The organism is Sulfuricurvum sp. IAE1 (assembly GCF_004347735.1).
Classification (GTDB): domain Bacteria; phylum Campylobacterota; class Campylobacteria; order Campylobacterales; family Sulfurimonadaceae; genus Sulfuricurvum.
Genome location: NZ_SLTI01000060.1, coordinates 145,878 through 164,306, shown reverse-complemented (window position 1 = coordinate 164,306; position 18,429 = coordinate 145,878). Strand labels below are relative to the sequence as shown.

General features: G+C 53.9%; 13 protein-coding genes. 6 read left to right on the top strand and 7 right to left on the bottom strand.

Annotation, left to right across the window (positions count from 1 at the left end; translation table 11 throughout):
• Nucleotides 1-54: 54 nt before the first annotated feature.
• From nhaD to E0765_RS12755, 3 genes are read right to left on the bottom strand one after another with little or no spacing between them, the layout of a single operon-like run.
• Nucleotides 55-1,383, bottom strand: coding sequence for a sodium:proton antiporter NhaD (gene nhaD, locus E0765_RS09455; RefSeq protein ID WP_132812980.1), 1,329 nt, complete (start codon nucleotides 1,381-1,383; stop codon nucleotides 55-57).
• Nucleotides 1,380-2,831 (bottom strand): L-aspartate oxidase, encoded by a 1,452-nt coding sequence (gene nadB, locus E0765_RS09450; protein ID WP_132812979.1) that lies wholly within the window; start codon nucleotides 2,829-2,831, stop codon nucleotides 1,380-1,382. The genes nhaD and nadB overlap by 4 nt, the downstream gene beginning before the upstream one ends.
• Entirely contained in the window at nucleotides 2,821-2,949 is a 129-nt protein-coding gene (locus E0765_RS12755) for a hypothetical protein (protein WP_255417892.1), read from the bottom strand. The genes nadB and E0765_RS12755 overlap by 11 nt, the downstream gene beginning before the upstream one ends.
• Nucleotides 2,950-3,074: 125 nt before the next feature.
• On the opposite strand from E0765_RS12755, the gene uvrC reads away from it, so the two are divergent.
• From uvrC to E0765_RS09425, 5 genes are all read left to right on the top strand, one after another.
• Nucleotides 3,075-4,883, top strand: coding sequence for an excinuclease ABC subunit UvrC (gene uvrC / locus E0765_RS09445; protein WP_132812978.1), 1,809 nt, complete (start codon nucleotides 3,075-3,077; stop codon nucleotides 4,881-4,883).
• A gap of 71 nt (nucleotides 4,884-4,954) precedes the next feature.
• Nucleotides 4,955-5,368 carry a PAS domain-containing protein gene (locus E0765_RS09440; RefSeq protein ID WP_132812977.1) on the top strand — a complete coding sequence of 138 codons (414 nt, stop codon included), beginning with the start codon at nucleotides 4,955-4,957 and terminating at the stop codon, nucleotides 5,366-5,368.
• A 9-nt stretch (nucleotides 5,369-5,377) separates the two neighbouring features.
• Nucleotides 5,378-7,150 carry an Hpt domain-containing protein gene (locus E0765_RS09435; RefSeq protein WP_132812976.1) on the top strand — a complete coding sequence of 591 codons (1,773 nt, stop codon included), beginning with the start codon at nucleotides 5,378-5,380 and terminating at the stop codon, nucleotides 7,148-7,150.
• 28 nt (nucleotides 7,151-7,178) lie between these two features.
• The gene (locus tag E0765_RS09430) at nucleotides 7,179-10,493 is read left to right on the top strand and encodes an ATP-binding protein (RefSeq protein WP_132812975.1); all 3,315 of its coding nucleotides are present in this window, start codon (nucleotides 7,179-7,181) and stop codon (nucleotides 10,491-10,493) included.
• 18 nt (nucleotides 10,494-10,511) lie between these two features.
• Nucleotides 10,512-10,889, top strand: a complete 378-nt coding sequence (locus tag E0765_RS09425; RefSeq protein WP_132812974.1) for a PleD family two-component system response regulator — start codon at nucleotides 10,512-10,514, stop codon at nucleotides 10,887-10,889.
• A gap of 41 nt (nucleotides 10,890-10,930) precedes the next feature.
• On the opposite strand, the gene E0765_RS09420 is transcribed toward E0765_RS09425, so the two are convergent.
• From E0765_RS09420 to E0765_RS09405, 4 genes are read right to left on the bottom strand one after another with little or no spacing between them, the layout of a single operon-like run.
• Entirely contained in the window at nucleotides 10,931-11,374 is a 444-nt protein-coding gene (locus tag E0765_RS09420) for a type II secretion system protein (protein WP_132812973.1), read from the bottom strand.
• Nucleotides 11,361-12,296 (bottom strand): type II secretion system protein, encoded by a 936-nt coding sequence (locus E0765_RS09415; RefSeq protein WP_132812972.1) that lies wholly within the window; start codon nucleotides 12,294-12,296, stop codon nucleotides 11,361-11,363. Before E0765_RS09415 ends, E0765_RS09420 begins: the two co-directional genes overlap by 14 nt.
• Nucleotides 12,293-12,964, bottom strand: coding sequence for a hypothetical protein (locus tag E0765_RS09410; protein WP_132812971.1), 672 nt, complete (start codon nucleotides 12,962-12,964; stop codon nucleotides 12,293-12,295). The genes E0765_RS09415 and E0765_RS09410 overlap by 4 nt, the downstream gene beginning before the upstream one ends.
• Before the next feature lie 13 nt (nucleotides 12,965-12,977).
• Nucleotides 12,978-17,651 carry an Ig-like domain-containing protein gene (locus E0765_RS09405; RefSeq protein WP_132812970.1) on the bottom strand — a complete coding sequence of 1,558 codons (4,674 nt, stop codon included), beginning with the start codon at nucleotides 17,649-17,651 and terminating at the stop codon, nucleotides 12,978-12,980.
• A gap of 232 nt (nucleotides 17,652-17,883) precedes the next feature.
• Between E0765_RS09405 and raiA the strand changes: the two genes are divergently transcribed.
• Nucleotides 17,884-18,420: a ribosome-associated translation inhibitor RaiA gene (gene raiA, locus E0765_RS09400; protein WP_132812969.1), complete on the top strand. Its 537-nt coding sequence runs from the start codon at nucleotides 17,884-17,886 to the stop codon at nucleotides 18,418-18,420.
• Nucleotides 18,421-18,429 lie beyond the last annotated feature (9 nt).

Here is an 18,429-nt window from a genome sequence, read left to right as displayed (position 1 = left end):
TACCCTAATGCTAAATGCAAGGGTACCCTAATGTAGTTTAATTTTGAATATGGCTTAATAAATAGCCAGCACGATGAACTGGAAATACCACACCGCAAGGGAGACGAAATATCCGATCAATACCGTCCATGCAAGCTTGATGTGGGAAGCAAAGGTGTAAATCCCCTGCATTTTTCCCATGACTCCGACCCCTGCGGCGCTCCCGAAACTGATCAGGGAGCCTCCGATTCCGGCCGTCATCGTCACCAGCATCCACTGTGCGTGGTCGATTGAGGGATCGGCTTTGAGAACCGCCGACATCACGGGGACGTTATCGACGATCGCCGAAAGGAATCCCACGCCGATATTCACCATCGTCGGGTCAAAGACTTCATACAGTTTGGCCGCGTATTCGAGGAATCCGATAAAGTGGAGCGCACCGACCGCCGCAAGGATTCCGAAGAAGAAAAGAAGTGTATTGTTCTCAATTTTGCTCATCGCCTGAAAAATACTGACGTCGACATGATGCTTCTTTTTGAGAAAATACATATACAGCTGCAAAATCGCCAATCCGAACAACATCCCCCACATCGGCGGAAGGTGCAGCAGCTGTTTTCCGGCTACCGCCAGGGCAATCGTCAGGGCGCCGAACGCAATGATCACCTTGCCCCCTTTGAGGATTTCGATTTTTGCCGCTTCTTCAGGATTTCCATCCCCCAGCGGATCGATATCGGGGACGTAGCGGCTCAGCAAGTACGCGGTAACCGCCCACCCCAGAAACGATGCCGGGAAAAGATACAAGAAGTCGGAGAATGCCCCTTTTTCAGCCGCCCAGACCATCAATGTCGTAATGTCCCCGAACGGGCTCCAGGCACCCCCCGCATTCGCGGCGACGACGACGTTGATCGCACCGGGGACGAGAAACTCTTTTGTTTTGTTGTCGATCGTCAGCAGAACCGTCGAAAGGATCAGCGCCGTCGTTAGGTTGTCCGCAACCGGCGAGATGAAAAACGCCAAAAGACCGGTGATCCAGAAAAGTTCCCGGTAACTGTACCCCTTGGCGATCAGTTTGGCGCGCAGTGCACTGAAAACCCCCCGCTCAATCAATGCCTCGATGTACGTCATCGCGACGAATAAAAAGAAAAAGATTTCGGCAATTTCGAGAATGAGATGGTCCACCTCGTGTTCGAAAGGGGTGAAATCGGCCCCGACCGCGGCATAATAGATACCGATCAGCACAAACATCAGCGTTCCCGTAAAGAGGGCCGGCTTGGCCTTGTCGATATGGTATTTCTCTTCCGCTGCGATAAAATAATATCCCACTACGAAAATAGCGAGCAGCAGCCAACCAAACGGATGGCCCACAAAATTTATCGCGGCCTGTTCTCCAACCGCAGTTGTCATTCTTTGTCTCCTTGTGTAATGAAATGGACACCGATCGATTCGGTCCGTTTTTGCGCCGATTCGATAATGCAGCGGGCCGTCAGAAGCCGCAATCTCAGCATCCTCCCCACTCCGCTGCGAATCATCTCTTCAATCGATTCAAGTGCTTTTTGCAGTCCTTGCGGAGTCCGGACGATCGAAACCTGATCCCACATCACGCGCCGCAATGTGTCTTTTTTCTCTTTGTCCCCCGGCAGTTCCAGCGGTTCGGTTCCCGTTTCGAACGCCCCCTCGCATTGTGCCGGTTGCGTTTTCAGGATCGCCTCCGCCGCTTCTTTGGCAAATACGAGCCCTTCGAGCAGCGAATTGCTTGCCAGACGGTTGGCCCCGTGAACTCCCGTCGATGCCGCCTCCCCTACCGCGTAGAGTCCCCGTATCCCCGGGACGGAGCCGTGCAGATCGGTTTTGATTCCCCCTACGGCATAATGGAAGGCCGGGGAGATCGGAACCCGTTCTTTGGGGAGGTGAAATCCCAGGTCGTTGAGCGATTTGTAAATGTTGGGGAAACGCTCTTTGAAATATTCACTCTCGAAATGCTCGCACGAAAGAAAGGCCTGCTTACCGGTCCGCTGACGATAATCGAAAATCGCGCGGCTGACGATATCGCGGGGGGCAAGCTCCCCCCTGGGATCGTATTCGAACAAAAAGCGGTAACCGTTTTCGTCCACGACATGCGCCCCTTCCCCCCGAAGAGCTTCCGTGAGCAGCAGTTTCCGGGCCCAGTCATTCGCCACGAAAACGGTTGGATGAAACTGCATCATCTCCATCGATTCGAGGGCAATCCCTTTTTCCAGGCAGATTCCCTGCAAATCGCCGCTGATGGTCGACGCGTTGGTATGAAATTCGTACAGCGATCCCACCCCGCCGCTGGCGATCACGACGTTGTCGGCACGGATGATGCGACGCTTCCCTTCACTGACTACTTCAACACCGCAACAACGGTCGTCTTCGATCAGCAGATCGACGACCGTCGCATCGCTGAGCATCGGATGGGGATTTTGCTGCAACAGGAAAAAGTGGAGATATCGCCCCGTCGCGTCCCCTCCGGCATGGAGAATGCGGCTGCGCGAATGGGCCGCCTCTTTGGTGTAGAGCAAATGCCCTTCCTCATCCTTGTCGAATGAAAAACCGCGTTCGATCAGATCGCGGATCACCCCTTGCGAATGTTCGCTCATCAGACGTACGGCCTGGACATTGCACATTCCCGCCCCAGCATCGAGGGTATCGGCGACATGCGAGGGTATGTCCGTATCGTCGTACGCGGTCGTCACCCCGCCCTGCGCGTAATAGGTATTGCACTCCCACGGATACGATTTGTTGATAACAAGGACTTTGAGTCTCTTCGGCAATCCGATGGCGGTGTAAAGCCCGGCAATTCCCGACCCGATGATTACAACATCATAGCGCAACGGAAGAACCCTCTTTCGGGGACGGCTTTTCGTAGTACGGCGGGGCTTTATAACCGCATCCGCCCAATATCGCCGCGAGTACGGCCAATCCCGCGAGCGCCATCAATCTTTTTGACATACATCCCCTTTTCCTGATTCGGGTCGATCCTCATCAGATCCCCTCACGGATGCCGATTCGGACAGCATCTTTTCTGTCGACGATGGTATAATAGCTTCTATAAATAACTGATTAAGAGACAGCCGATGATCGATCAAATCCGCTCCCTCCCCTCAAAAGCCGGAATCTATCAATACCTCGACGCTTCGGGGCGCATTCTCTATATCGGCAAAGCCAAAAACCTCGCGAAACGGGTCAAAAGCTATTTCAACCTGACCCCGGCACTGTCACCGAAATCCACACTCTCTCTGCGGATTCAGAAGATGCTAGGCGAAACGGCAGGCCTGCATTACATCGTCGTGGAAAACGAACACGACGCCCTTATCCTCGAAAATTCGCTGATCAAACAGCTCAAGCCCAAATACAACATCCTCCTGCGCGACGACAAAACCTACCCCTACCTTTACGTCGATCTCGACGATCCCTACCCCCGTTTCGAACTGACCCGAAAAATCATCAAAGGAAAATCGATCCGTTACTTCGGCCCTTTTTCGACCGGGGCACGGGACATTCTCGATTCACTCTACGAACTGCTCACACTGGTACAGAAAAAAAGCTGTCTGAAAGGGAAAAAAGCGTGCCTTTTCCACCAGATGGGCCAATGCCTCGCCCCCTGCGAATATCCCGTTCCCAGAGAACGCTATATGCCGATGGTCGAGCAGGGAATCGAATGGATCCGCGACAAACGCCGCCTGATCGAAAAGCTCGAAGAGAAGATGGCCTTTTACGCCGAAACCCTCCGTTTTGAAGAGGCGCTCGTCCTGCGCGACCGGTGCGAACGGATCGGACGGAGTGAATTTACCTCCCAGATCGATCTGGCATCACGCGAGAACTACGACGTCTTTGCCATCGAAACCAACGAAAGCAGGGGGTGTATCGTCCGCCTTTTCGTCCGGGAAGGACGGGTGGTCTCCGGAACCCACGATTTTTTCCACATCACCCCCTACTTTTCGGCCGATGAAGCCTATGAACGGACCCTGGTCGGTTTTTACGGCACCGAAAAGCCGCCGGTCGTCGCACCGATACTCACGGCCCACCCTTTCGAATCGTCCGAATGGGTCGCCGAACACCTCAGCGAACTGTTCGGGAAAAAAGCGCTTCTCGATACCCCAAAGCGGGGAGTCAAAAAAGAGCTGATCGATCTGGCGCTCGCCAATGCCCGCGAATTGCTCCGAACCCCAAAGCCTTCCAAAGAAGCGCTGCTCGATCAGCTCCGCGAGCTTTTCGCCCTCGAAATCCCCCCCAGGCGAATCGAAGTGTTCGACAATTCCCATCACGGGGGAACAGCGACGGTCGGGGCCATGGTGGTATACAGCGGTGAGGGTTTCGACAAAAGCGGCTACCGCACTTTTCATCTCGAAGCGCGCGACGAGTACGGCCAGATGCGGGAGATGCTCACACGCCGGATCGAAGGTTTTTCTTCGAATCCGCCCCCTGATCTCTGGGTAATCGACGGCGGCGAGACCCTCCGCTGCCTGGCTGAAGAGCTGCTCGCCTCTTTCGGAGTCCGTCTTGACGTCATCGCGATCAGCAAAGAAAAAATCGATGCCAAAGCGCATCGGGCCAAAGGATCGGCGCGCGACATCCTCCACGGCACTGCAGGACTGTTCCGACTCGAAACGACCGATAAACGGCTCCAGTTTATCCAAATGCTTCGGGACGAAGCCCACCGCAGTGCAATCACATTCCACAAAAAAACCAAAGTCAGACAGGACCATTCCTCCAAACTCCTGGCGGTTCAGGGGATCGGACAGGCGAAGCTTCATAAACTGATCGAATATTTCGGCACTTTCGAAGCGATTGCCCACAGCGATTTTGAAACCCTGCGCGAACTCGTCGGGGAAAACGATGCCCGCACGATACAAAATCATTACGCCCAGACCGCGTCTAAGTAATCTTTTATGGAGTTTATGCCATATTCCACAGATTATGTTTTCAGCAGTTTTTTTGTAACGGGGGTTAAACGATGGAAAAACCTGTTCCCATCGACGAAGAATATGTTTTCGAAGGACGCGCGATCGTCAGCGAAACCGATCTCAAGGGGATCATCACCTACGCGAACCGCAAGTTCTGCGAAATTTCCGGTTACAGCGTCGATGAACTCGTCGGAGAACCGCACAACATCATCCGCCATCCCGATATGCCCAAAGCGGCGTTCGCCCAGATGTGGAAAACCATCCAGTCGGGGACAATGTGGCACGGACTGGTCAAAAATCTTCGAAAAGACGGACGCTACTACTGGGTCGATACCGAAGTGACCCCCACCTACGACGATAACGGAAAAGTCAAAGGGTACATGGCCGCACGCAAACCCGCTTCACGCCAAAACATCGAAGAGACGGCCGCTCTGTACGAAAAAATGCTGGAACAAGAGCGATAAGGGGACACCGTGTTATTTTACAACCACAAACAAGAATTCATCGGGCTGGACGAAGATGCCCTGAAACTGCTCAACTACGCCTCGCTCGAAGAACTTCTGAGTGTGTGTCCGGATGTCGCGGATCTTTTTGCCAAAGAGCCCGGGTACATCCATAACTTCAAAAATTTCGGCTGGATCGATTTTTTGCTGCATGCCGATTCGGAGTCGAATTCGGCAATCGTGCATGGCAACGGCCGCACCTTTTCGTGCACCCTTCACGTCCAAAAGCTCTTTTTGTGCGAGGCCCCTTCGGAAACGGGCTACATGGTCGAGATGCTCCATGTCCAGTCGATGAGCGGAGAAGAAATCAAACCCCATACGATCACGCCAAGGCCTGTCGCAGCCCCAAGCGGGCCGGCCCCGATCATCGAAACTCCGATCGTTGCGGAAGAAAAAACTTTCCATACCGAACCGGCCCCTTCGATCCTCCCCGATTACGGACACATTACCCCCACCCCGCTGAGCGAACCCGGAGTGCTCGACGTCCCCTCCTACGAGGAGAGCGAATACGAACCCTTCAGCGAGCCTTATTCCGATACGTATGAGAAACTAACCCTTCCCGAATTTGAAAGCTACGGCGGAGAAGCGGTTGCCGAACCGGTCGAAACCCCCATCGAGCAGCCCGCGCCTCGCCCTGCCCGAGACACCCGCTTCACGGCGGCGGAACAAAAATACATCGACATGCTCAAAGTAGACCGTTCCTACCGCTTCGATCCCAACGTCGCGGCCAGTGAGCTCGGACTGCCGGTCGATCTGATCCAGGAATTCATCGGCGATTTCATCCAACAGTCGCACGATTTTAAAAACGACCTGTTCGACGCGGCATTGCGTGCCGATATGAACAACCTCAAAATTCTTTCCCACAAACTCAAAGGGGTCGCGGCGAATCTTCGGATCGAAGACGCTTTTGAATGCCTCAGCGTGATCAATACCTCCGACGACATCGCAGAAATCGAAGCGAACCTCAAATATTTCTATGCAATCGTCGACAAACTCGAAGGCAAATCCTCTCCCCAAGGTGACGAGGCGCTTCAACCCGCCCCCGAGCCTCTCCCCGAAGCAGAAGAGTCTCCGGAATTTTCCTACGATGAAGATATCGGTGATTTGTCGTACACGGGTACATCCGACACGTCGTACGACGATTACGGAACACTCGGGGAAAACTCTTACGGCGACCCCCTCTCTGAACCTGTTTCATCGTTTACGGATGAAGAGGAAATCTACGCCTTCGACATCAAAGAGAGCGATTTCGAAGAACCATCCGCTCCGGCCAAACCACAGATGCCCGAATACGGTTTCGGACTCAAGCACGACGAAGATTCCCCGCTCATTATCCAGGAAGAAGAACTCTTCGAACCGGATCTGGACGCCGGGATCCCCGAAGACGCAGTTTTCGCCGAACCCGCCGAACCGAACCTGCCGGCCGAGCCCGCACCGATCCGGACGCTGCATTACGACAAGTCCGCAGTCGCGGGGCAACTGGGGATCGAACGCGCGTTCCTGGATGAACTGATTGACGACTACAAACGCGATGCCCTGGTCTCGGGCGAGCGGATTGCCTCGGCAATCGCCGCTTTCGACACCCACCTGTGGCAAAGTGCCGCACGGGAGCTCAAAGGGATCAGCGATAACCTCAGGCTCTCGGAAATTTCCGAAGAACTGGCCGTATTGTCGGTAACCAACGACGCCCAGGAAGCCAACAAGGCTTCCAAACGCCTTAACGGCTATCTCGAACAGCTATAAACTTGATCAACGAATACAGAGGAATTCCATGCAAATAGGACTTAGAAACCGACTCCGTCTCATCAGTCTCCTCCCGATCCTGATTCTTTTCGCGCTGGCAAGCTATTACGTCGGAAACGCTTATGTCAGTTATCAGGCGGCTCAACAGCTACAGGTCCGACTCGAGGGGAACAAACAACTGACCGATCTGATCAACAACCTCTCCCGCGAACGGGGGATGACGGTGATGTACATGGGGAACCATTCCCCTACCACCCTCAAATCGCTCCACGCGCAACGCACCATCGTCGATCACAAAATCGCCGACTACCAAAAATACCTCTCGACGGTGATGCGGAATAATGCCGCCGAGCAGGAAAAAGCATCCCAGCTGAGCGCGCTCGTCGCCAAGCTCCACACCCAGATCCAACAGTCACGGCCGCTTGTCGATGTCGGTAACGCTAGCTTTGAACGTATTTTTACCGAAATTTACGGCAAGTCGCAGGAGAGTCTGATCAACGAACTCACAGAGCTCGCCGGGCTCCATTTCGACGAAGAGATCAATGCCCTTTCCTCGACGTACCTTTCCTTGGTCCGCGCCAACGAATACAGCAGTATCGAACGCGACTACATCACCTACCTCCTCTCGCGTGCCACCCCGCTGAGCGAAGAGGAACTCGACCACTGGATCACGCTGCTGAGCAAAGCCGACTCGCTCACGATCGAGGGGATGAAAGACAAAATCATCCAGACGCAGCTGCAGGCGACATTGTTCAGCGAAGACAACACCGAACTCTTCCAGGACATCACCGCCGAGCGCTCCGCGATTCTTCAGGCGAGCGCGACGGGGACGTTCGATACCCAGTCGGGCATCTGGTTCGCGATGATTTCCGAAAAAATCAGCGCGATCGACGACGCGCAGAAAGTCTTGATCGACGCAATGGACAAACGCTCCGGTACCGTCCAGAACCAGGCGGTACAGCTGCTTGTCGTCGCCGTCGGGGTATGGCTGCTTGCCGTCTTGGTCGGAGTGCTGGGAGTGCTCCTCTCCAGTGAAATTACCAAAAACATCAAGAACCTCGAATCGGTCCTGAAACGGGTCGCCGAGGATACCAACGATACCGAAGCCGAAACCCTCAGCCAATCGATCAACCTCGATACCGCCGCGGGAACGGCACAGGCATATGCCTTGCTCGAGCGGATCATCGAGCAGACGCTTCACGACAAACAGTACGCACTCGAAGCGTCCGAAGCCAAATCGATGTTCCTGGCCAACATGTCGCACGAAATCCGGACGCCGCTCAACGGTATCGTCGGGTTCACCGAACTGCTCAAAGATACGGAACTGCACGACGAACAGCGCGAATTCATCGACATTATCGAAAAAAGTTCCGAAAACCTTCTCGAAATCATCAACAACATCCTCGACCTCTCGAAAATCGAAAGCAACAAGCTCGAAATCGAGGAGATCGTCTTTAACCCGATCGACGAATTCGAAAGTGCCGTCGAAGTCTACGCCGTCCGCGCGTCCGAAAAACACATCGACCTCGCATGCTACGTCGATCCGAGTCTTGAACGCCCGCTCAAAGGAGATCCGACCAAGATCAAAGAGGTTATCATCAACCTCCTTTCCAATGCGGTCAAGTTTACCAACAGCGGCGGCGCCATCAGCGTCGACATCCGCCGTGTCGAATGCGACGTTCTTAACCGTGCCCGTGTCCGCTTTCAGGTCAAGGACAACGGCATCGGGGTGACAAGCGAACAAAAATCACGCATATTCGAAGCGTTTTCACAGGCCGATACTTCCATTACCCGCAAATACGGAGGAACCGGCCTTGGACTGACGATTTCAAGCCGTTTCGTCGAATTGATGGGTTCAAGACTCGAGCTCGAAAGCGAACCCGGCAACGGAACGTCATTCTTCTTTACCCTGGAATTCGAGGAGATCGAAACCCTCAATGAACCGCTCAAAGGTGCTTTCTCAAGCATCAATGCGGTAATTCTCGAAAGTACGTCGAAGAAAAAACTCCAAAATACCTATCTCAAAGAGTATCTTGACTACTTCGGCGTAAGCTATACCACGTTCCACGAAGTCGACGAACTCAAAATGCTTGAACGACAGGTGAATTATGACCTGTTGATCGTCGACAACGATTACGTGAACGAAGAGGATTTGATCACCTATTCCTCTTCCCAGGAGCAACTCGTCCTGGTGACCAAATCGTATTACATGAAGAAAATCGATTCGATGGGGATCGATATCTTCAAAGTGCTCTACGAACCGCTCAACAGCACGAAGATCCGTTCAACCCTCGAGTCGTATGATGTCGAAGCGTTCAGTAACCGCAAACAAAAAGCGACCCGCCGCAAGAAATTCGACGAGAAAAGTTCCCGTTTCGCCGCAACGGCCCTCGTAGCCGAAGACAACGTCATCAACCAAAAACTGATCCGCCGTACCCTCGAAGACCTTGGCTTGGAAATTACGATCGCCAACAACGGGCTCGAAGCGTTCGAAAAACGGAAAAACGGCGATTTCGACGTCATCTTTATGGACATCCAGATGCCGGTTCTTGACGGTATCGAAGCGACGCAGGAAATTCTCGACTTCGAAGAAGATTACGGCCAGCACCATATACCGATCATTGCCCTTACCGCCAATGCCCTCAAAGGGGACCGCGAACGTTTCCTGGCCGCGGGAATGGATGAATACACGACCAAACCGCTGGTACGCAGTGAAATCATCTCGCTGCTCAATAACTTTCTCTCCCACAAAATCGTCGATATCAAATCGGTTCCGAAATCGGCCGGCGAAGTAACGCTCAGCACCCAGGAAGAAGAGCTCCCAGCCGAAGAAAACGGCACCGGTGAGTTTCCGGAAACGGCCGCCATCGAGGAAACAGCGGACGAAGCGGTCTTTTCCGACGTATTCGATGAATCCCCCGTTTCGGAACCTGCCACAGCACCAGAGGAAACGCTCGGCGAACCCGACCTCCCTGAACCCAGACGCTCGGCCTACGATGCCGACATCGTCATCGCCAAACAAAACGCATTGGAGATGAAACTCTTTACCCGTATTCTCGACGATCTTGGATATACCTACAAAACGGTCGGAAGTATCGACGATCTCAAATCAGAGATTGCCAACCGCCGCTACAAACTCGCCCTGTTTGATAAAACGCTTTCCGGACTCGACCTCAAGGATCTGTATGATATAATCCGTTCCGGCGACAGTGACATATCGCTTGTGATGCTGATCGATCCGAATGCTTCGGAAGAAGCGGACGATGCCATGTACGTCCACGAGATCATCCGCAACATCATCAACAAAGACCTGCTGCGTCTTGTATTTGAAAAATTCATTTAACAAACGGGGAACTTCGAAATGGGTGATAAAAAACTGAAAGTACTTGCGGTTGACGATGATATGATCAACCTCAAGCTGCTCAAGACCATGCTGCTGAAAACCCCGAACGTCTCACAGGTGGTCGAAGCGAAAAACGGCGCGGACGCGATCGGCATTCTCAAATCGCAGTTCGATATCGATATCATCCTCCTTGACATCATCATGCCGGTCATGGGGGGAATCGAGATGCTGAAAGTGATCCGCGCCGACGAATCGCTCCGCCAGCTCCCCGTCATCGTCCTCACCACCGACGAAACCAAAAAAGGGGAAGCCCTTGAATGCGGCGCGAACGGTTTTCTGATGAAACCGGTACGGGAAAAAGACGTAGTCGCCAAAATTTCCCAGCTCGCCCTCTAAGAGCCGAAAGACCCTTTTCTCTTTTTCCGAATACGTTCTTACTAGAGTTTTTGCCAGGAGCGTTTATGAACGCGGATATCTTCAGAAGAGATATTTCGATCATCCACCCGCACGTCGATAAGTACCATCGTTTCCTTACCCGTATTTTGCGCTAACGTGTCGCATGCCGCCGGGGCGGCTCCCCTGAAAGAATAGGCCAGGGAAGCTGTGATATCAAACATCGCCCTTCCGCTCGCGTCGTTGACGGTGATATTCAGACGATTCAGGCACGTCCCGCCGGTCGTGTCTACCCCCTGCGCGCGCATCAGGGCGTATTCGGTCGCGCTCTGTGCCAGCAAATCGGCCTGGGTACGCAAATAAGCACTCGATACCGCCTTGCTCCCCAGCGATGCGTTCTGCATCATCAGGGCTCCTCCCGCAGCAATGATCACGACGATGAATATAGCCATGATCATAGCGAATCCCTTGCGTTTAGTAACGTACATGCACCATCCTTTCACGGCAAATCTGGTCCTGCGGCAGCGTCGAATCGTTAAGATTGGCATCGACCCCGTTCATACAGATTTTAAGAGTATACACATTTCCCACATTCGAGTTAACGCTCGTATTGCTCGCATCGTACATAATCGTGAAATGGGCGACGTTATCGCCCAATACCCGTGGAGTAACGGTGCTGTAGAGTTCTCCATTCCAGGGCTGGAAACCGCTGTACATGCTGAAGACTCCGTTTCGGGCACGGAAAGCATAAGCCGTTCGGAGGACGTAAGCACGGCCGGACTGCCCGCTGATGCTGAGCACCCCGTCAAGCGTCAGATTAGTCGCATTCGGAACGGCCAGCACCGTCCGGTACGCCTGATTCGTCCCCGCACCGGTGATCCAGCCGAATCGGCCGCAATCACTCCCCTCCGCCAAACCGTCGCTGCGGAAAATCGCGGTGGGATTAGCGGCGTTCAAAAGCGAATCGGCGTTGTGCATCGTCGTATAATCCGAATCGGGCCCCGAAAGGTTCGTCCCAGCGTTGATTACTTCGCTGCTCCATCCCGGACGGAAACGTGTTCCGTCCCAATAGCCCCGCAGCCCATCATCGTCGATTCCTACAAACGCGATCGTGTAATCGTTCCCGTCGTCTCCGGAAATCGGGACGCCGTTACAGACGCTTCCCAGTGCCGCATCGTTCTGGTCGAGGCGGACGATCGATGCGGAGATGCCGTTTTCGAAATAGCGTGCTACCTGTTCGAGAATCTGGTCGGCTTGCGCCGATCGCTTCGTATATTCTCCGGTACGGTAGATGCCGTCGTAATACTGCCGCAACGCTTCGAGCGCCAGCGTTCCGACAATTCCGAGAATAACGATCACGAACAAGAGTTCGATCATCGTAAAAGCTTTGCGTTGGACTAGCGATTTCATTCGGCGAATTTACCTACGTTGGATTTGAAAAACGTCAGGGTCATGTCGACGTCGGGGTTAGCGGCATTCTGAACCCGGGCGACAACCCGTTTGAGATGGGTCTGCGTTCCCGATGCCGCAGGACTCATTGAGGCGGACGAGCCGAGCCGCCAGGTCGCCGAAGCGGCTCCGGCGGCATCGATCGCCGACATTGTCGCATCGACGTAACTGACCGCATAAGAGACCGGAACAGTATAGACCGCCGCTCCTCCCGTTTGCTGAATCTGCAGGTTATACCCCCTGGCGTGCAGCTGTTCGATCCCCTGGCTCAGGTTCAGGTTCCCCGCCGCCGGCGCCGCCGCCATCGCAGGCCCTCCCGCCGCACAGGCCATACTTGAATCGGGGTTGGCGCGAAATACGGCGCTTCCCCCGAGCGGATCGGGGCGATTACACGGCAAATCTCCCGCAATCTGCAACGGCCGAAAATCGGGGGGAAGGGAGTTTTGATCCCAACGGGCCTGGGAGACTTTGACGATTTCGCCGCTTAAACGTTTGAGAATATCTTCATCGACCATCATTCCCATCGACGCGTTGTTCGCCACCGCCATCATCGAAGGAATGGAGAGGACGCTGATGGCGATCACGACGATTGCGAAGATGAGTTCGATCATGGCTACCGCAGGGCGCATGGGAACTCCTTTATCAACGGGTGGAAGGGGTATAGTCGTACGTTACCCCTCCCCCCGTCGTCTGTTTGTTGGTTTTATCTCCCCGCAACGCCCCATCCGAAGCACTGCCCGAACGACCGACGGCGGGAACGACATTGATGTTGAAACACGGATGGGTCGCACAATCGAGATTGGCCGCCGAGGGATCGGCATAATCAAGTGCATTGACCCCGTACCAAAGCCACGGTGCCGTTTCGATATGGGCTTTGCGGCTGTAGGGGATATTGGCCGCCCCTACGGCCGGGAAAGCGTAGGTTTCGGTTCCGTTCACCGCGGCCTGACCGATGTTTGCCCCCGATGACCCCGCCGCACTCTGCAAACGGGTTACGTTGCCGTCCCCGTAATTGGTATCGGTATGCAAATGATTGACGTACCACAGCGGAGTGTTCCGGCTTGGTGCCAGGGGAGTTCCCGCCAGTCTCGGCGCATTATACACTTCGTACCATGCGGAGGGACTGAACGCGACATCGCCGAAAACGCGGATATCGCGCGGGATGAGACGTCCGTAGGCATGGGTCACGTTAAAATCCATCGCTCGCGTGCCGTCTGCTTCGTGTGAAGAGCTCAAGTCTGCCTGCATCAAACACTCGGCCACCGTAGAACAGCGGACATTCAACGCCGTGAAATCAGCAACTTTCGGGTCGGTCGGGCGCGTGACGTTGCGCTCGTAGTTGAGGCGGGTTATAGTGGAAAGCGAACCCCGGGTATCTTTGGTGAAATTGCCATCATCAATCCGCAGCAGCCGCATATCCAGTGCGGTCGTATCGATATCGGTGGCGTTGCTGTCATAAATCAGTGCCCCCGTCGCGTTAAAATCCTGGAAACGGACCTGGTAGGCACTTCCCGCTACCGTGAGGTTGTTGTTGGCCCGCATCGACAGATTCAGATCGTTTGCGTAACACCCGGTGACGAAGTTTGTGTTGACGACATTGTTGTATCCCGATGCTTTGATTTTTCCGGTCGCACGGACCGACATGTCCATCGAATCGGTTCGGCTCATATCGGACGTGTAAATAAAATTGCTCGCGGCGACATTATCCGGACGTGTACCGACCCCGAACGAAACGTTCAGATCGAATTTGTAAGGGAGGAACGTCAGCTGGTAATCTCGGTATTTTAGGCCGTTTTCTACGTTGTCGTGGGTGCTGTTGATCTGACACCCCACCAGGTTGTTCAATGTCCCGCCGCTCAGGCTCACCGTCGTCGCCTGGGCCGGTACGTAGGTACTATCCTGCGCGCATTCGATGGCGTTTAAGAAGTGGGGACCCGTCTGATGGGTCTGCTTCTCGCTGTCCCAATCGACCGCTGTCCAGGTTTTATCGATGATGTTAAGACGATACTCCCCGATCTGAGAAAGATTCCCCTCCGCCGATACCGTTCCGTCAAGGAGATTAAAGCTCTGCGGTTTGTGCGCGGTATCGTTGCACCCTGTTTTCGGTGTTGCGGGATCCCATACGAGGGTAATGTTGTAATCGCTTCCCCCCGTTCCGAAATAGCGGGTGTACCCCGGCGATGCGGCGTTGTCCAGATGATTCGTGGCATTGATGTCGTAGCGGTAATCGTATCCGCTGGCTACTTTGATCCGTCCGCTCTGCGGGTTCGTCACCCCGGTATAGCCGGGGGCGAACACCTGCGTCACGCCTCGATTGGTCTGATTGAGGTCTTTGAGGGTCACCGTGTAGCTTTCCGGACGGATCGCGAAATTGTCCCGCGAACAGAGCACTTCGGTCCGTGCGCCGTACAAGCACTCCATGCAGATCGCAACGTCTTTGTAGGTACTGCTGTTTCCGTTGTTGGCACAGGCGACCGAAGTCTGATCCGTCATCTGGTTGTTGGGCATTTTGACGAACTGTCGACAGTGGGGGTAGATTTTGTGAATATCTGAGAAGTTGTCGATCCGTATCCCGTTGTTCGTCGGAACGATCGTAATCAGCGAACCGTCGGCATCGTTGAGGGTGTTGTAGGTTACCCGAAACGCCGCATTGGGCGTCGCCTTTTTGTAAAACTCCTCCGCCTGAGTGATGGGTGAAGGTTCTCCTGTAATGGTATCGGATACCATCCCATTCGCGATCGCCGCCTGAATCGTCCCCGCATTAAAATTGATCTGCGAGACGTTGTTTTCAAACGCGACCCATACCCGCGGACTGATCGAGCTGGAAGGTTCGCGGCATGCCGCATCGACGTCGTGGAACTGACTCGCATCGATCAGTTCGACCGCGACGATGGTACTCACCGGCTGAGGCGTGTCGAGGGCTTCAGGGTCGAACGATGCCACCCGCAGGTTACCCGGACGTTTCGTCACCTGTGTAGTGAGATCGTAATAGCGCGTCGACGTGGAAGAATCGTACAGCCCCGCATCGACGACGCTGAAAATCCCCCATTCGGGAGTGTAGCTGAAATTGTCCGCGGTACACATCGGAAGGCGTTCACCACCGATGGTCGAGGAGTACGGAAGGCTGAGCGTCGTACCATCGGGAAGCGGAATCGCCAGATCGTAGGTAAACGTCCCGACGATCGGTATCCGTATGTCGCCGATGTTTTTGGGGGTGAGCATGTAATAGGCGTACGCATGCTGTTCTCCTCCCATATTCCCGAGGGGGATGTTTTTGATGTAGGTGTCGCTCACGCTCAGCGGCCATCCCCCGTCGCTTTTGTAAGTGGGCGAATACTCGCCCGGATAGGTGACGGCCACCGAATTGCGTTTATAGACTGCCTGCGTATCGTCGATCTGGGTAATGTTCAGCTGCACGTTGTTGGCCATCACGTCGGAAGCTTCCTGGTTGCGGATATAGAGGCTGACGTTGATGTCTTCGGTATTGGGAAGGTAACCGCTCACATACGGCATTGCCGTCCCGTTATTCTCTTCGGTGAAGGGAAGGCCGTTTTGTTCGTACCCGTAGTCGTAACAAAACTGCGGAACGTACAGCTCGGTCGCAAACGCGATCATCGACGGCCAGTATTTGTCCTGGGTCGACGTAAACGTAAAACGCATGGTCGCTTGCTTGGGCTTGAGATTATCACCGATATCGAACGTCTGGATATCAATACCGTTATTGTTGATCAGTTCGGGGACGCGATCATCCCCGCCCGTGATACTGGAATTAAAGGTATTGTTAGCCACCGTCGCAAGCGTAACGGTACCTCCGGTATTGTAATTGGTCGTTCGCAATACGTCCCCGCTGATGTGCTTGTCCCCTTCGGCCGCGAAAACCGACACTTCGGCAGCGATATCGTTTTTGTCGGGGGTGTAGAAGCCGGTGACGTCAATGTTCACGTTCGGCACATCCTGACTGACCACCTTCCATCCGTCGAAAACACTGAAACTGCGGAATTTTTCGTTCTCGTCGGAGAGATTCGAATAGACCACCACCAGCGTCCATGCCCCGTACGATCCCAGGGTATCGATTTTTCCTTCGTACACCGGGATATTGGCGACGGTATAGTTCCCCTCGTTCCATTTTCCCGCACCGAAATGTTCGGTAACGTCGGCAAACGCCGAATAGCTCGTAAACCCGGTATAGCCTTCATTAACACCGTAATCCAGACGGTCCGGGGTGACGTCGACGTAGGTATTGGCCCCCTCTTCCTGGCGAAGCTTGATCGTCATGTTCGTGCTGAACGCCGCATTGGCGACAATCGCCTGCCAGTACAACCCGGCCCAGATCACTTCCGCACCTGCGGGGAGTTTGAGCTCGGAGGTCGTCGAATTGCTAAGCCCCCCCGTCGTCGTATCGGCATGGTACCCGCACAGGTAATAATAATTGTTGGCATCGGTGGCATTGGTAATGTACGAACCGTTGGTATACGTCGAGCAGATAGAAGAGGTCTGCGTCGTAGGGGGAACGAGCACGGTATTACCGATCGTCTTCATGTCCCCTTTCGTGTAGAGCTGTTTTCGCAGGGTGAAATCACGGTATCCGGCGGTAATCACGTCGGTCACCGTCACGGTGACCGTCGCCGTATCCTCATACCCGTTGGCATCCCTGACCGTGTAGGTAAAGGTATCGGTTCCCATGTACTCGGTCGTGGGCGTATAGGTGAAACTCCCGTTCGAAGCGACGCTCACGCTCCCGTGTGCGGGAGAGGTGTTGGAAATAACGCTGAGCGAGGGTCCCACGTCGTTGGAGAGAAGATTCCCGCTGTAGGTCGTATTTTTGACCATGGTAAACGTATCGTTTGCCGCATCGGCGGTGATGAAGGTTATGACAATATTGTCAATCCAGGCGTCTTCGCTGCTGTAGCTCGAATCGGTGTGGATCCGGAGGTTCAGATCGCCCCCCGTATCAAGGACCGCATTGACGGTGTAGTGGTAGACTCCGTCGGTTTGGGTAAACGTCGTCGTTGCCCCGTTGGCGGTCACCCGCAATGCATCGGTGGTCTCCCACCCGTTCGCGATCGATACGTCGAAGCTGATGATGACGTTTTTCAGGGCATAATCGGTCCCGTTGAAATTGTACAGTTTCGATGCGAAAGTGCCGTTTTCGATCTTGTACATGTCGCTGACGCGCGTCCCGCCGGCCCATCCTTCGACATTGTTGTTAAAATTGTCGCTTTCCAATACGATCGCGGCCTGAAGCATCGTCCATCCGCTCATCAACATTATCACAACCAATCGGATCATCGAACGGATCGTGTCGTTTACTTTCATCGTCTTGTTCCCAGCTCTTTTTGTGCAATCCGGTATTATCGGCCTATTTCCGTTCTCTCTGAAGAGAGAAAACACATTATATTCATTCTAATCACTGCTAGTTTAAATATTGATTAATATCTGTTAATATTTATTCTTTTTATGTTATCGCGTCGACCGATCCCCTTTTTATTTGTAGCGATTACTTTTTAGTGTTATAATCAAATTTCAACCCATACACAAGGTGGACATCATGAACATTTCACTCGTCGGACGCCATATCGACCTCAGCGACTCCATCAAAGAGCACCTTATGCACTCGATTGATACCCTCGGCAAATACCATCTCGATCTCATCAGCGTCAATGCCGTCGCCAGCATGAACGAACGGAAAAAAGGGGTAATGATCGAATTTACGATCAACGTCGCCGGCAAAAACACCATCGTCATCACTCAACGCGACAACGACCTTTACGCTGCCATCGATATCGCGATCGACCGGGCCCAAAAAGCGCTCCGCCGTCTGCACGACCGCCTGAGCGACCACCGCAACGAAGGGATGAATGAGGCCAAGACCGCCGCATCGGGCAACGTCGACCTGCACGCGCTGGGAGAAGCGATGGAAGATGAAATCGTTCCGATGGAACTTGAGCTCTACAAGCCCCAGGAAGTGGCCGAAGTATTGGAAAAACTTAAAGAAAGCGGCAAACAGTTTGAAGTCTTTTACGACAATGAAGGAAAAATGAGGGTCCTCTTCAAGCGCAACGACGGGCGTTACGGCCTGTATTGATCCCCATAC